The sequence below is a fragment of the Enterobacter sp. ECC-019 genome (genome assembly GCF_043974075.1).
GTDB classification, from domain to species: Bacteria; Pseudomonadota; Gammaproteobacteria; order Enterobacterales; family Enterobacteriaceae; genus Enterobacter; species Enterobacter asburiae_D.
Genome location: NZ_CP143759.1, coordinates 3,126,615 through 3,139,931 on the forward strand (window position 1 = coordinate 3,126,615; position 13,317 = coordinate 3,139,931).

The following is a 13,317-nucleotide window of genomic DNA, read 5'->3' on the forward strand; positions in this document are numbered from 1 at the left end:
ACTGCCATGAAAACATCGCTTATCTCGACGCTGATCGCCGCCACGCTGGCTCTGAGCGCGCCGCTGGCGCTGGCTGCCGTCCCGAAAGACATGCTGGCGATCGGTAAAGCCGCCGACCCGCAAACGCTCGATCCTGCCATCACCATTGATAACAACGACTGGACCGTGACCTATCCGTCCTACCAGCGTCTGGTCAAATACAAGCCAGGCTCTACCGAGGTGGAAGGCGATCTGTCGACGGGCTGGAAGGCGTCCGACGACCAGAAGGAGTGGACCTTTACCCTGGCGGATAACGCGAAATTCGCTGACGGCACGCCGGTCACCGCTGAAGCGGTAAAACTCTCCTTTGAGCGCCTGCTGAAGCTCGGCCAGGGGCCGTCTGAAGCCTTCCCGAAAGACCTGAAAATTGATGCCGTCGATGACCATACGGTGAAGTTCACCCTCAGCCAGCCGTTCGCGCCTTTCCTGTATACGCTGGCAAACGACGGGGCGTCCATCATTAACCCGGCGGTGCTGAAGGCCAATGCGGCGGACGATGCGCGCGGTTTTCTGGCGCAAAACACCGCCGGTTCCGGGCCGTTTATGCTGAAAAGCTGGCAGAAAGGCCAGCAGCTGATCCTGGTGCCTAACCCCCACTGGCAGGGTGAGAAGCCGCACTTTAAGCGCGTCTCGGTGAAAATTATCGGTGAAAGCGCCTCGCGCCGACTGCAGCTTTCCCGTGGCGACCTGGACATTGCCGACGCCCTGCCGGTCGATCAGCTTGCGGCCCTGAAGCAGGAAGGTAAAGTCGCCGTCGCGGAATACCCGTCCCTGCGCGTGACTTACCTCTATCTCAACAACAGCAAAGCGCCGCTCAATCAGGTGGATTTACGCCGGGCCATCTCCTGGGCGACGGATTACCAGGGGATGGTGAAAGGCATTCTGAGCGGCAACGGCAAGCAGATGCGCGGCCCGATCCCGGAAGGCATGTGGGGCTTTGACGCCACGGCAATGCAGTACAGCTTCGATGAGGCCAAAGCCAAAGCGGCGCTGGAGAAGGTCAAAGACAAACCCGCCAGCCTGACCTTCCTCTATTCGGATAACGACCCGAACTGGGAGCCGATCGCCCTTTCGACCCAGGCGAGTCTCGGCAAGATCGGCATTAACGTCAAGCTGGAAAAACTGGCCAATGCCACCATGCGCGACCGCGTCGGCAAAGGCGATTACGACATTGCCATCGGCAACTGGAGCCCGGACTTTGCCGACCCGTACATGTTCATGAACTACTGGTTTGAGTCGGACAAAAAAGGGCTGCCGGGCAACCGTTCGTTCTATGAGAACAAAGAGGTCGATTCCCTGCTGCAGGCCGCGCTGAAAACCACCGATCAGGCGGAACGCACCAAAGATTACCAGCAGGCGCAAAAGGTGGTCATCGACGAGGCGGCCTACGTTTATCTGTTCCAGAAAAACTACCAGCTGGCGATGAACAAAGAGGTCAACGGCTTCACCTTTAATCCGATGCTCGAGCAGGTGTTCAACATCGCCACCATGAGCAAATAACGGTTCTCGCCGGGGGAAAGTGTATGACGTTCTGGAGCATCGTGCGCCAGCGCTGCTGGGGGTTACTCCTGGTGGTGGCCGGTGTCTGTATTATCACCTTTATTATTTCGCACATGATCCCCGGCGATCCGGCCCGTCTGCTGGCCGGCGATCGCGCCAGCGACGAAATCGTGCAGAACATCCGCCAGCAGCTTGGGCTGGATCGGCCGCTGTATATTCAGTTTGGTCGCTACGTGGACGCCCTTGCCCACGGTGATTTAGGCACGTCCATTCGTACCGGACGTCCGGTCGCCGAAGATCTGAAGGCCTTTTTCCCCGCCACGCTGGAGCTGGCCTTTTGTTCTCTGCTGCTGGCGCTGGTCATCGGCGTGCCGCTGGGGATTTTGTCAGCGGTGTACCGCAACCGCTGGCTGGATCACCTGGTGCGTTTAATGGCGATGACCGGGATCTCCACCCCGGCCTTCTGGCTTGGGCTGGGCGTGATTGTGCTGTTCTATGGGCACCTGCAGATTCTGCCGGGCGGCGGCAGGCTGGACGACTGGCTCGATCCGCCGACGCACGTCACCGGGTTTTATCTGCTGGACGCGCTGCTGGAGGGCAACGGTGAGGTGTTCTTCAACGCGCTTCAGCACCTGATTTTACCCTCGCTGACGCTGGCGTTTGTTCACCTGGGGATTGTGGCGCGCCAGGTTCGCTCGGCGATGCTGGAGCAGCTTAGCGAGGACTACATCCGCACCGCGCGCGCCAGCGGCCTGCCCGGCTGGTACATCGTCCTGCGCTACGCCCTGCCCAATGCGATGATCCCGTCCATCACCGTGCTCGGGCTGGCGCTGGGCGATCTACTTTACGGCGCAGTGCTGACCGAAACCGTCTTTGCCTGGCCGGGCATGGGCGCCTGGGTGGTGACATCCATTCAGGCACTCGATTTCCCTGCCGTGATGGGCTTTGCCGTCGTCGTTTCGCTGGCCTACGTGCTGGTTAATCTGGTGGTCGATCTGCTTTACCTGTGGATTGACCCGCGAATCGGGCGCGGAGGTGCCGAATGATGTTAACGCAGGAAACGCTCGTCCCGGTTAAAACCGCCAGACAACGCATCAACTGGGCCAGGCTGTTCTGGATGCTGCGTCAAAGCCCCCTCACGATAGTTGGCGGCGTCATTATGATTGCGATGCTCTTTCTGATGGTGGCCTCACCGTGGATTGTGCCGCATGACCCGAACGCGCTGGATCTGACCGCCCGTCTGCAGGCGCCTTCTTCGCAACACTGGTTTGGTACCGATGAGGTAGGACGCGACCTGTTCAGCCGCGTGCTGACGGGCAGCCAGCAGTCGATTACCGCCGGGCTGGCGGTCGTGGTGATTGCGGGCGGCATTGGCTCACTGCTGGGCTGTTTGTCCGGCGTACTGGGCGGGCGCGGCGACGCCATCATCATGCGGGTGATGGACATTATGCTCTCCATTCCCTCCCTGGTGCTGACCATGGCCCTGGCCGCCGCGCTCGGTCCGAGCCTGTTTAACGCCATGCTGGCGATTGCGATTGTTCGCATCCCGTTTTACGTCCGCCTGGCGCGCGGGCAAACCCTGGTGGTGCGCCAGTTTACCTACGTTCAGGCCGCCCGCACGTTTGGCGCGTCCCGCTGGCATTTGATCCGCTGGCATATCCTGCGAAACGCCCTGCCGCCGCTGATTGTGCAGGCTTCGCTGGATATCGGCAGCGCCATTCTGATGGCCGCCACGCTGGGGTTTATTGGCCTGGGCGCGCAGCAGCCCACCGCCGAATGGGGAGCGATGGTGGCCGTGGGCCGTAACTACGTTCTGGACCAGTGGTGGTACTGCGCCTTTCCCGGTGCCGCGATTTCAATTACTGCCGTGGGCTTTAACCTGTTTGGTGACGGTATCCGCGATCTGCTGGATCCGAAGTCGGGAGGAAAACAGTGATGACCGAACCGGTATTACGTATTGAGGACCTGCATCTGAGCTTCCCGATCTTTCGCGGTGAGGTCCACGCGCTGAACCACGTCTCGCTTGAGATCGGCAGGGGCGAAATTGTCGGCGTGGTGGGCGAGTCGGGATCGGGTAAATCCGTGACCGCCATGCTCGCCATGCGGCTACTGCCGGAAGGGAGTTACTGTATTCATCACGGTCAGGTGAAGTTACTCGGCGAAAACGTCCTGACGGCGTCCGAGAAACAGCTTCGACAGTGGCGCGGTGCCCGAGTGGCGATGATTTTTCAGGAGCCGATGACCGCCCTCAACCCGACGCGGCGGATTGGCAAACAGATGGTGGAGGTGATCCGTCAGCATCGGCCGCTGTCGCGGCGCGAGGCGCAGCAGAAGGCGATTACCCTGCTGGAAGAGATGCAAATCCCGGACGCGAAGCAGGTCATGGAGCGTTATCCGTTTGAACTGTCCGGCGGCATGCGCCAGCGGGTGATGATCGCCCTTGCCTTCTCCTGCGAGCCGGAGCTGATCATCGCCGACGAGCCGACCACCGCGCTGGACGTTACCGTCCAGCTCCAGGTGCTGCGCTTGCTGAAGCATAAGGCGCGGGCCAGCGGTACCTCGGTGCTGTTTATCAGTCATGATATGGCCGTAGTGTCGCAGCTTTGCGACAGAATGTACGTAATGTACGCGGGCAGCGTGATCGAGAGCGGTGCCACGCAAACGCTGATCCACCGCCCTGTACACCCCTATTCCATCGGCCTGCTGCAGTGCGCCCCGGAAAACGGCCAGCCGCGCGACCTGCTTCCCGCCATCCCCGGCACGGTGCCCAACCTCAGCCAGCTTCCGCAGGGTTGCGCCTTCCGCGAGCGCTGCTTTGCCGCCGGGGCGAAATGCAGCGAAACACCGCGCTTAGCGCCTACTGGGGCAGAAGGCCAACAGGCTGCCTGCTGGTATCCACAACGGGAGAAACACCATGTCTGATGTACTGCTGGAACTGGATAGCGTGCACGTCAACTTTGCGGCACGCAAAAACTGGCTGGGGCGCGTAACGGAACAAGTCCATGCCCTCAACGGGCTCGATCTTCAGATTCGACGGGGTGAAACGCTGGGCATTGTCGGGGAATCCGGCTGCGGGAAAAGCACGCTGGCCCAGCTGCTGATGGGCATGCTTAAGCCCAGCACCGGCGCATGCCAGCGGACGCACCACGCGGGGGGCATGCAGATGGTGTTTCAGGACCCGCTCTCCTCGCTCGACCCGCGATTGCCGGTCTGGCGCATCATCACCGAGCCGGTGTGGGTGCAGAAACGCAGCAGCGAGCGCGTGCGCCGTCAGCTGGCGGAGGATCTGGCGCTGCAGGTTGGCATTCGCCCGGAGTATCTCGACAGGCTTCCGCACGCCTTCTCCGGCGGGCAGCGCCAGCGCATTGCCATCGCCAGGGCGCTCTCGTCCGACCCCGATATTATTGTGCTTGATGAACCCACCAGCGCGCTGGATATCTCCGTGCAGGCGCAAATCCTCAACCTGCTGGTGAACCTGCAACAGCAGCGTAATCTGACCTACGTGTTAATTTCTCATAACGTCTCGGTGGTCAGACACATGAGCGACCGGGTGGCGGTGATGTACCTTGGGCAGATTGTGGAGCTGGGCAGCGCCGCGCAGGTGCTTGGCGAGCCGCGCCATCCCTATACCCGCTTGCTGCTCGACTCGGTTCCCCGCACCGGTGAACCGCTGGATGAAAATCTGGCGTTGCGCAAAACGGAGCTTCCCGGCAACCGTCATCTGCCCGAAGGCTGTTTTTTCCGCGACCGCTGCCCGATGGCAACGCAGGGGTGTGAGCGTCCCCAGCCGTTACAGCCCTCACGCGAGGGCCGTAACGTCCGCTGCTGGCGCAGTCTGGATTAGATTTGCGCCATCCCGCCGTCCACAAACAGCTCGGTGGCGTTAATAAAGCTGGCCGCGTCGGAGGCCAGAAAAGCCACCGCTTTACCCACCTCATCCGGCGCGCCTAAACGCCCAAGCGGTACCTGTGCGGCCAGCGCGTCGTACAGCCCCTGACGGTGTTCTTCCGGCACCAGATCGCCGAGACCTGGCGTTTTGATTGGGCCCGGGCTCACCACGTTGACGCGGATCCCGCGGCCCTGCAAATCCAGCGCCCAGGAGCGGGCAAAGTTGCGCACGGCGGCCTTACTGGCGCTGTAGACGCTGAAGTTGGCCGTCCCTTTAATGGACACCGTCGAGCCGGTCAGAATAATCGACGATCCGGCGGAGAGCAGCGGCAGCGCCTTCTGCACCGTAAACAGCACCCCGCGAACGTTGGTGCCGAAAATACGGTCAAACTGCTCTTCGGTGATCGCGCCCAGCGGCAGCATATCGCCGCCACCGGCATTGGCGAACAGGATATCAAGACGGCCTTCTTCTTTTGCTATCCGGGCATAGACCTCATCCAGATCGGCAAGCTTAGAGACGTCCGCGCGAATGCCTACCGCGGTTGAAGCAATTTCAGCCACCGCCGCGTCCAGCTCGGCCTGGCGACGCCCGGTGATGTATACCTTCGCGCCCTGAGCCGCCAGCTCCTGCGCCGTGGCAAGACCAATACCGGTGCTGCCGCCGGTGACCAGTGCGATTTTTCCTGAGAGAGTCGTATTCATGTCATTTACCTTTTGTTGGGTTTGCGTTGGACAAACTTTAGCCCTTGCGGCATTAGGGGAAAATGGGCAAAAATGAAAATGACTATTCACCTACAGAAATAATCAGAGGTCATCATGGACCAGCTCATGGCGATGCGCGCTTTTACGCGAGTCGTGGAGTCAGGCAGTTTTACCCGCGCGGCGGACTCGCTGAATATGCCGATCGCCACGCTGAGCAAGTTGGTTAAATCGCTTGAGGCGCACCTGGAGATACGTCTCCTGCACCAGACAACTCGCCGGGTAGTCGTGACGCCTGAAGGGATGGAATACTATGAAAAAGCGCTCAGGGTGCTGATTGATATCGAAGATATCGACACCTCGTTTCGCGTTTCCCGTGCGACGCCGAAAGGGCATTTGCGGGTTGACGTGGGCGGATCCACCGCCCGGGACGTGCTTATCCCCCTGCTTCCGGAATTTATGCGGCGCTACCCGGATATCCGCATCGACCTTGGCGTTGCCGACCGGCCGGTCGATCTCATCAGCGGTAACGTAGACTGCGTGATCCGCGGCGGGCCGCTGGACGACTCAACCCTCATCGCCCGTCATCTCGGTAACGCCGAAATGGTCACCTGCGCGACGCCGGGTTACCTGAAAAATTACGGCGTCCCGGCCTATCCGCAGGAGCTGTGCAACGGGCACAAGCTGATCAGCTACCTTTCGCCTGTCACCGGGCGGGCATTTCCGTTTCGCTTCAGACAGAACGGCGAGGTGCTGGAAATCAACATTCCGCACTATCTCGGCGTCAATGAAAGTAATGCCCATCTGGCGGCTGCCGCGGCGGGGCTGGGGATCGTTCAAACCTTTGAGTATTCGGCAAAGTCATATTTGCAGGCGGGGACGCTGACGGCGATCCTGGGCGACTGGCGCCCTGCCGCCTATCCGTTTCATGTGGTATACCCGCAGAACCGGCATTTAACGCACCGTCTAAAGGTGTTTATTGCGTGGCTGGCGGAGGTGTTTCCCGCCGCGCTGAAGGGATAGCCGGGCGCGAACCCGGCTGGGGCTTAGTTAAGCTTATAGTCCAGGGTAATCTCAGCTTTCAGGAGCTGCGAAACCGGGCAGCCCACTTTCGCTTTCTGAATAATGCCATCGAACTGCTGCGGGGCGATGCCGGGAACAGTCACCTTACTTTTCAGGGCCACCTTCGTGATGGCAAAGCCGCCGTCGGTTTTATCCAGAGAGACGTCCGCGGTGGTATCAATGGAGTCGGCGGTATAGCCCGCTTCCCCGAGCATCAGCGACAGCGCCATTGAGAAGCAGGCCGCATGTGCCGCGCCAATCAGCTCTTCGGGGTTGGTCCCCTTTTCACCCTCAAAGCGGGTATTGAAACCATAAGGCTGTTGATTGAGAACGCCGCTCTCGGTGGAAACCGTTCCTTTTCCGCGCTTAATGTCGCCAGACCAGTGTGCCGAACCGTGCTTATGAATAGTCATTCTTGCTCTCCTTTTGGCTTACAAAGGGTTAAGTATAGAATGCTGCTCAGATTCTGCGGGGAAGACAGAAGAGTCTTAGTCACTCAATAAATATTGCGCCAGTGCGTCAAGGAACACGTGCAGTGCGGCAGGCTGGTACTCCCGGGACTGATAAATGCCATGGATGGCAAGCGGTTTCGGCTCCAGGGCCGCCAGTACCGGCACCAGTAATCCCTGTTCCAGCGCGGCAGACGCTTCGCGCTCCGGCAGCATGGCGATACCACAGTGCTTAACCGCCGCATCCATCAACAGAGACGATATGCTGGCGCTCAGGTTGCCGCTGACGGCCACGCTCAGGCTTTCCCCTTCCGGCGTCAGGAAGTGCCAGGACTGCCCGGCAAAAAAGCTGTAGTGCAGGCAGTTGTGCTGCGCTAATTCTTCGGGGCTGGCGGGGGTACCGTGCTGTGCAAGATACTCCGGCGAGGCGCAGAGCACTGAGCGACACTCCCCCAGCCGGCGGGCAATCATGCCGGGTTCGGGGTTGTCGGTAATGCGCACGGCGACGTCAATGCGCTCTCCCACCAGGCTGACCGGGTGGTTATTCACGTCCAGCTCAATGCGCAGTTGCGGATAACGCGAGAGCAGGCCGGGCAGCACCGGCGCAATCAGGTGCATGGCGGTAAAGTGCGCGCAGGCCACTCGCAGCGTGCCGGACGGGAGATCTTTCTCAGACTGACCTTCAATTTCCTGCGAAATCTGCGAGAGCGTCCGCGTTTTTTGCAGCACCTTTTCCCCTGCTGCGGTCAGCGTCAGCTTGCGCGTAGAGCGGTTTACCAGCCGCGTTCCCGCCCACTTCTCCATTTGTTCAAGGTAGCGGCTCACCATCGGTCGGGAAATGCCCAACGCGCGGGCCGCCGCGCTCAAACTGCCCAGCTCGCATATCCGGTTGTAGACCTGAGCGGCGATAACGCGATCCATATAAGCTCCATTTGCTCGATTTATGAAACTAAGCATGTCTTGTTTCAGGAATTCTGGCAAATGGGAATATCCGTACAATAGAGACATTCCTGAACAACAGAGACAACAATATGAAACTCACTCACCTTGCCCTGCTTTCCACCCTTATCACGCCGGCAGTGTTTGCCGCACAGCTGAACGTTGATACTTACAACCCGCAGGAAAAAGGCATTTTCCCGGTCTCCTCCACGCTGGTTTCCGGCCCAAAAGAGGCAGTGCTGTTTGACGCGCAGTTCAGCGTGAAGGATGGCGAAGCGCTGGTAGAGAAAATTCGCCGCAGCGGTAAAACCCTGAATAAGATTGTGATCACCTCAGGCGATCCGGATTTCTATTTTGGCCTGCAGCCGCTGGTCAAAGCCTTCCCGAACGCTAAAGTGGTGGCCACGCAGCACGTGGTTGATCACATCAAGGCCACCAAAGACGCCAAACTCGCCTACTGGGGACCGCAGATGAAAGACGGCGCGCCAACGGAGCTGGTCGTCCCGCAGGTGCTTGCCTCCAACACGTTTATGGTTGACGGGGAAAAGGTCGATATCGAGCAGCCAGACAGCTATGCGGCCTATGTGTGGATCCCGTCAGCAAAAACGATCCTTGGCGGCACAGGGGTAGCCTGGGGCATTCACGTCTGGACGGCAGACACCCAGACACCGGAAAGCCGCAAGCAGTGGCAGGAAACTCTTGTGAAAATGGCCGCACACAAACCAGAGCGCGTGATCCCGGGCCACTATCTTGGCACGCCACCCGCAGGGAGTGGCGCGATTGATTTTACCCGCGACTACCTGCAGCGCTTTGAAAAGGCCTTGTCCGCGCATAAAGATTCCGCAGGCGTCATCAGCACCCTGAAAAAACAGTATCCGGGTCTGGCTGAAGAGAGCTCGCTGGAATTAAGCGCCAAGGTAAATACCGGCGAAATGAAGTGGTAATTTAACATCTGCTCCTGCTATATATTCGTGATAGCAGGAGCACCCTCATAATATCCCCGCTGTTAGTTGTCGATATATGCGACCCGCATAAAAACGCATAAAAGCATGCACTTATGTCATTTTTATTTCTAAGATGAATCTGAGCCACAACCGGTAAAATATTTGCCATTCTGTTTATGAAATAAATTTTTGCGAGCCGTACCATTAAACAGACAACGACACGGAGGCAGCATGTTTACTTATTACCCGGCTAATACCGCAGCAGCACAACCTGAACTCGTTAACGCGATTGCGCAGGGTCTTCACGCCGAGCACGGTGCTGTGACTGAAGATGACATTTTGATGGAACTGACCAGGTGGGTGGAATCCACGGATAATGACATCCTCAGTGACATCTACCAGCAGACCATTAACTACGTCGTCAGCGGGCAAAACGCACCTTTGTAAAAACCTGCTAAGCTGGATCAGCAACCTAAGGGGTTACATTTCGTTTGCGTAAGCAAACTGGTCCTTAAAACTATCAACAGGATTGAGGAGTTAACATGAAATCGAACCGTCAGGCACGCCATATTCTGGGACTGAACTACAAGCTTTCCAATCAGCGTAAAGTGGTGATTGAAGGCGACCATGAAACGCAGGTCACTCACGCCACCGGCAGAAAACGCCACGCGGGCAAGTAAGTTCCAGACTGAGATCCAGAACACCATCGGTAATCCCGATGGTGTTTTTGTTTATGTGTTGCGGTAATTAATATTCAGCTCCTTTATAATACCGCCTGACCGCATCCCAGTGCACAGGCCAGAAAGATGACAAACAGCAGTGTCAGGGACGGATCTTCATAAAAAGAGTGAGTGACATGGACAACAAACTGAAAAAACATCGTTCCTTATACATCCCATACGCCGGACCGGTTTTACTCGAATTCCCCCTGCTCAACAAAGGCAGCGCCTTCAGCATGGAAGAGCGCAGCAGCTTTAACCTGCTTGGCCTGCTGCCGGAAGTGGTTGAGACCATTGAAGAACAGGCGGAGCGCGCGTGGATCCAGTATCAGGGTTTCAAAACTGAAATCGACAAACACATCTACCTGCGTAACATTCAGGACACCAATGAAACCCTCTTCTATCGCCTGGTGCAGAACCATCTGGAAGAGATGATGCCGGTGATCTACACCCCGACGGTGGGTGCGGCCTGCGAGCGTTTCTCAGAGATCTACCGTCGTTCACGCGGGGTATTCATCTCTTATCAGAACCGTCACAACATGGACGATATTCTGCAGAACGTGCCGAACCACAATATCAAAGTGATTGTGGTGACCGACGGCGAACGTATTCTCGGCCTCGGCGACCAGGGCATTGGCGGGATGGGGATCCCAATCGGTAAACTCTCACTCTACACCGCCTGCGGCGGCATCAGCCCGGCGTATACCCTGCCGGTGGTGCTGGACGTCGGCACCAACAACCAGCAGTTGCTCAACGATCCGCTCTATATGGGCTGGCGCCATCCGCGCATTACCGACGACGAGTACTATCAGTTTGTCGACGATTTCATTCAGGCCGTGAAGCACCGCTGGCCGGACGTTCTGCTGCAGTTTGAAGACTTTGCGCAGAAAAACGCGATGCCGCTGCTGAACCGCTATCGCGATGAGATCTGCTCCTTTAACGACGACATCCAGGGCACCGCATCCGTGACCGTGGGTACGCTTATCGCCGCCAGCCGCGCAGCCGGCAGCCAGCTGAGCTACCAGAAAATCGTCTTCCTGGGCGCAGGCTCTGCGGGCTGCGGTATCGCCGAGCAGATTATTGCCCAGACGCAGCGTGAAGGCTTAAGCGAAGAGCTGGCCCGATCCCGCGTCTTTATGGTTGACCGTTTCGGCCTGCTGACCGACGGCATGCCAAACCTGCTGCCGTTCCAGACCAAGCTGGTGCAGAAACGTGAGAACCTGAAAAACTGGGATACCGACAACGAAGTCCTTTCCCTGCTGGACGTGGTGCGCAACGTGAAGCCGGATATTCTGATCGGCGTTTCCGGGCAAACCGGTCTCTTTACCGAAGAGATCATTCGCGAGATGCACAAGCACTGCGAGCGCCCTATCGTGATGCCGCTTTCCAACCCGACCTCCCGCGTGGAAGCGACGCCACAGGACATCATCGCCTGGACCGAAGGTAACGCGCTGGTCGCGACCGGCAGTCCGTTCGACCCGGTGGTGTGGAAGGATAAAACCTATCCGATTGCCCAGTGCAACAACTCTTACATCTTCCCGGGCATTGGTCTGGGTGTGATCGCCTCCGGCGCATCCCGCATTACCGACGAAATGCTGATGTCGGCGAGCGAAACCCTCGCGGGCTACTCGCCGCTGGTCAACAACGGTGAAGGGCTGGTGCTGCCGGAGCTGAAAGACATTCACAAGGTGTCGCGCGCTATCGCGTTTGCGGTAGGTAAAATGGCACAGCAGCAGGGCGTGGCGGTGAAAACCTCTGCCGACGCGCTGCAGCAGGCCATCGACGACAACTTCTGGAAGCCTGAATACCGCAGCTATCGCCGTACCTCGATTTAATTCGACCCGACCGTTCCCTCTCCCTGTGGGCTGAGGGATCCCCAGTAATATGGTCATACCACCATGACCATATTACTGTACTCTTTTCCCAGCTTTTTTATCTCGTTACCTATATTCAGCCGCCTCACTTTTCCAGGCTCATGCCGGATGACTTCTTCTGCCAGACTCAGGTAAGACAGGACCCGCCTGTGTCTGATACTGCTTGCCTGATAATGCCTGTGTAAGCACTGCCTTTCTGCCCTGTAACCTGCCAGCCACAGCACCAGACTTGCCATCGCTGCGACCAGATTCAGCACTTCCAGCCGCCCTTTTCCCTGACTCCGGCTCAGCCTCAGACCGAACCCGAAGCGGGGACTTTTGTCGTCCCGGAAGTTCTGTTCTATCTGCATTCTGCGGCTGTACAGCGCCATTATCTGGTGCGGCTCCAGCCCCTCTGCATTACTGAACAGCAGCCAGGGCTCACGGGCGCTACTGCGGTGTTCCCGCTGTGTTTTTGGCATTCCCCCTTTTCCCTGACGCCCTGCGTCAGGGCGCTTATGCAGATAGAACCGGCCGTAACAGGGCGCTCGTGGTTTACGGGACAGGACACCGTAACCCACGCAGACCGGTTGTCCGGTAGCCTCAAGCTCGCTGATTTTCATCCACTTTTTATCTCCGTCCAGCCGGAAGCTGATACAGCCCCTGACCCTGCCGGTGAAGCGCCAGCCCAGCTGGCTGACATGCCGGAACCAGTCTGTCCGGAAGCCTGCATCCGTAATGATGGTAACGGCTTTGTCTTTCGGGATGGCGTCATGCAGGCGGTCAAGGAAGCGGCACTGTACACCGCTGTTCTGCGCCAGCTCTGCGGGGACAACTTCACTCATAAGCGGAAGTGAGCGGCCATTACAGACCAGGCTTGCCCGCAGAAGATGCCAGTTCCTGTCATGCCAGCCGGTCCAGTCGACAGCGATAACACAGAAGGGCATCAGGGAGGTGATGGTATGTGTGAGCAGGTGCTGAATACGGGGAATATCACGGTGAAGGGCGGTATTGCCCAGGGCACGGTCAACACGTTTGATTTTATTTTTAACGTGCGCCCTGCCGGGAAGGGTACGTCCCAGGCTGGTCAGGGTCAGACTGGCACCGTGCGTGAGGGCGACGGCCATGGAAACAAGGACATTGACCCGGAAGCTGTGAATGTCAGGTAAAGACGCGGAGAAAAATTTCTGGCAGACTGTCTGTAAAGGCACGATGAGGTCTCTTC

The 13,317-nt window shown here is 58.3% G+C and carries 14 protein-coding genes; 10 read left to right on the top strand and 4 right to left on the bottom strand.

Going from position 1 to position 13,317, the window contains the following annotated elements; translation table 11 throughout:
* Positions 1-6: 6 nt before the first annotated feature.
* The 5 genes from V1566_RS14880 to V1566_RS14900 are packed head-to-tail and all read left to right on the top strand — an operon-like array spanning position 7 to position 5,383.
* Entirely contained in the window at positions 7-1,539 is a 1,533-nt protein-coding gene (locus V1566_RS14880; RefSeq protein ID WP_395303811.1) for an ABC transporter substrate-binding protein, read from the top strand.
* A 23-nt stretch (positions 1,540-1,562) separates the two neighbouring features.
* Positions 1,563-2,585, top strand: coding sequence for an ABC transporter permease (locus V1566_RS14885; RefSeq protein ID WP_395303812.1), 1,023 nt, complete (start codon positions 1,563-1,565; stop codon positions 2,583-2,585).
* The gene (gene ddpC / locus V1566_RS14890; RefSeq protein ID WP_395303813.1) at positions 2,582-3,475 is read left to right on the top strand and encodes a D,D-dipeptide ABC transporter permease; all 894 of its coding nucleotides are present in this window, start codon (positions 2,582-2,584) and stop codon (positions 3,473-3,475) included. The genes V1566_RS14885 and ddpC overlap by 4 nt, the downstream gene beginning before the upstream one ends.
* Entirely contained in the window at positions 3,475-4,461 is a 987-nt protein-coding gene (locus V1566_RS14895) for an ABC transporter ATP-binding protein (protein ID WP_395303814.1), read from the top strand. Before ddpC ends, V1566_RS14895 begins: the two co-directional genes overlap by 1 nt.
* Positions 4,454-5,383, top strand: a complete 930-nt coding sequence (locus V1566_RS14900) for an oligopeptide/dipeptide ABC transporter ATP-binding protein (RefSeq protein ID WP_395303815.1) — start codon at positions 4,454-4,456, stop codon at positions 5,381-5,383. Before V1566_RS14895 ends, V1566_RS14900 begins: the two co-directional genes overlap by 8 nt.
* Here the strand turns inward: V1566_RS14900 and V1566_RS14905 are convergent.
* Positions 5,380-6,129 carry an SDR family oxidoreductase gene (locus tag V1566_RS14905; RefSeq protein WP_248164723.1) on the bottom strand — a complete coding sequence of 250 codons (750 nt, stop codon included), beginning with the start codon at positions 6,127-6,129 and terminating at the stop codon, positions 5,380-5,382. The two genes, V1566_RS14900 and V1566_RS14905, sit on opposite strands and share 4 nt — an antisense overlap.
* Before the next feature lie 114 nt (positions 6,130-6,243).
* Here V1566_RS14905 and V1566_RS14910 point away from each other — a divergent pair, with 114 nt between their 5' ends.
* Entirely contained in the window at positions 6,244-7,149 is a 906-nt protein-coding gene (locus V1566_RS14910) for a LysR substrate-binding domain-containing protein (protein ID WP_395303816.1), read from the top strand.
* Positions 7,150-7,172: 23 nt separating this feature from the next.
* On the opposite strand, the gene V1566_RS14915 is transcribed toward V1566_RS14910, so the two are convergent.
* Both V1566_RS14915 and V1566_RS14920 read right to left on the bottom strand, forming a co-directional pair.
* Entirely contained in the window at positions 7,173-7,601 is a 429-nt protein-coding gene (locus V1566_RS14915; protein ID WP_395303817.1) for an OsmC family protein, read from the bottom strand.
* A gap of 75 nt (positions 7,602-7,676) precedes the next feature.
* Positions 7,677-8,558, bottom strand: coding sequence for a LysR family transcriptional regulator (locus V1566_RS14920; RefSeq protein WP_395303818.1), 882 nt, complete (start codon positions 8,556-8,558; stop codon positions 7,677-7,679).
* A 110-nt stretch (positions 8,559-8,668) separates the two neighbouring features.
* Here V1566_RS14920 and V1566_RS14925 point away from each other — a divergent pair, with 110 nt between their 5' ends.
* The 4 genes from V1566_RS14925 (at position 8,669) to V1566_RS14940 (ending at position 12,074) form a co-directional block, all read left to right on the top strand.
* Positions 8,669-9,520 (top strand): Vmh family MBL fold metallo-hydrolase, encoded by an 852-nt coding sequence (locus tag V1566_RS14925; RefSeq protein WP_395303819.1) that lies wholly within the window; start codon positions 8,669-8,671, stop codon positions 9,518-9,520.
* A gap of 231 nt (positions 9,521-9,751) precedes the next feature.
* The gene (gene bdm / locus V1566_RS14930) at positions 9,752-9,967 is read left to right on the top strand and encodes a biofilm-dependent modulation protein (protein ID WP_008501713.1); all 216 of its coding nucleotides are present in this window, start codon (positions 9,752-9,754) and stop codon (positions 9,965-9,967) included.
* 95 nt (positions 9,968-10,062) lie between these two features.
* Positions 10,063-10,200 carry a stationary-phase-induced ribosome-associated protein gene (gene sra / locus V1566_RS14935; protein WP_008501714.1) on the top strand — a complete coding sequence of 46 codons (138 nt, stop codon included), beginning with the start codon at positions 10,063-10,065 and terminating at the stop codon, positions 10,198-10,200.
* 176 nt (positions 10,201-10,376) lie between these two features.
* Positions 10,377-12,074, top strand: a complete 1,698-nt coding sequence (locus V1566_RS14940) for an NAD-dependent malic enzyme (RefSeq protein WP_159514237.1) — start codon at positions 10,377-10,379, stop codon at positions 12,072-12,074.
* 53 nt (positions 12,075-12,127) lie between these two features.
* On the opposite strand, the gene V1566_RS14945 is transcribed toward V1566_RS14940, so the two are convergent.
* Complete coding sequence (locus tag V1566_RS14945) at positions 12,128-13,303, bottom strand: IS4 family transposase (RefSeq protein ID WP_395303820.1); 1,176 nt, start codon at positions 13,301-13,303, stop codon at positions 12,128-12,130.
* Positions 13,304-13,317 lie beyond the last annotated feature (14 nt).

What these genes read in the sequence shown, in the direction of transcription:
- V1566_RS14925 (WP_395303819.1), top strand. Translation starts at nt 8,669, where the DNA reads ATGAAACTCACTCACCTTGCCCTGCTTTCCACCCTTATCACGCCGGCA.
- V1566_RS14910 (WP_395303816.1), top strand. Translation starts at nt 6,244, where the DNA reads ATGGACCAGCTCATGGCGATGCGCGCTTTTACGCGAGTCGTGGAGTCA.
- V1566_RS14940 (WP_159514237.1), top strand. Translation starts at nt 10,377, where the DNA reads ATGGACAACAAACTGAAAAAACATCGTTCCTTATACATCCCATACGCC.
- V1566_RS14920 (WP_395303818.1), bottom strand. Translation starts at nt 8,558, where the DNA reads ATGGATCGCGTTATCGCCGCTCAGGTCTACAACCGGATATGCGAGCTG.
- V1566_RS14900 (WP_395303815.1), top strand. Translation starts at nt 4,454, where the DNA reads ATGTCTGATGTACTGCTGGAACTGGATAGCGTGCACGTCAACTTTGCG.
- V1566_RS14905 (WP_248164723.1), bottom strand. Translation starts at nt 6,129, where the DNA reads ATGAATACGACTCTCTCAGGAAAAATCGCACTGGTCACCGGCGGCAGC.
- V1566_RS14915 (WP_395303817.1), bottom strand. Translation starts at nt 7,601, where the DNA reads ATGACTATTCATAAGCACGGTTCGGCACACTGGTCTGGCGACATTAAG.
- sra (WP_008501714.1), top strand. Translation starts at nt 10,063, where the DNA reads ATGAAATCGAACCGTCAGGCACGCCATATTCTGGGACTGAACTACAAG.
- bdm (WP_008501713.1), top strand. Translation starts at nt 9,752, where the DNA reads ATGTTTACTTATTACCCGGCTAATACCGCAGCAGCACAACCTGAACTC.
- V1566_RS14895 (WP_395303814.1), top strand. Translation starts at nt 3,475, where the DNA reads ATGACCGAACCGGTATTACGTATTGAGGACCTGCATCTGAGCTTCCCG.
- ddpC (WP_395303813.1), top strand. Translation starts at nt 2,582, where the DNA reads ATGATGTTAACGCAGGAAACGCTCGTCCCGGTTAAAACCGCCAGACAA.
- V1566_RS14880 (WP_395303811.1), top strand. Translation starts at nt 7, where the DNA reads ATGAAAACATCGCTTATCTCGACGCTGATCGCCGCCACGCTGGCTCTG.
- V1566_RS14885 (WP_395303812.1), top strand. Translation starts at nt 1,563, where the DNA reads ATGACGTTCTGGAGCATCGTGCGCCAGCGCTGCTGGGGGTTACTCCTG.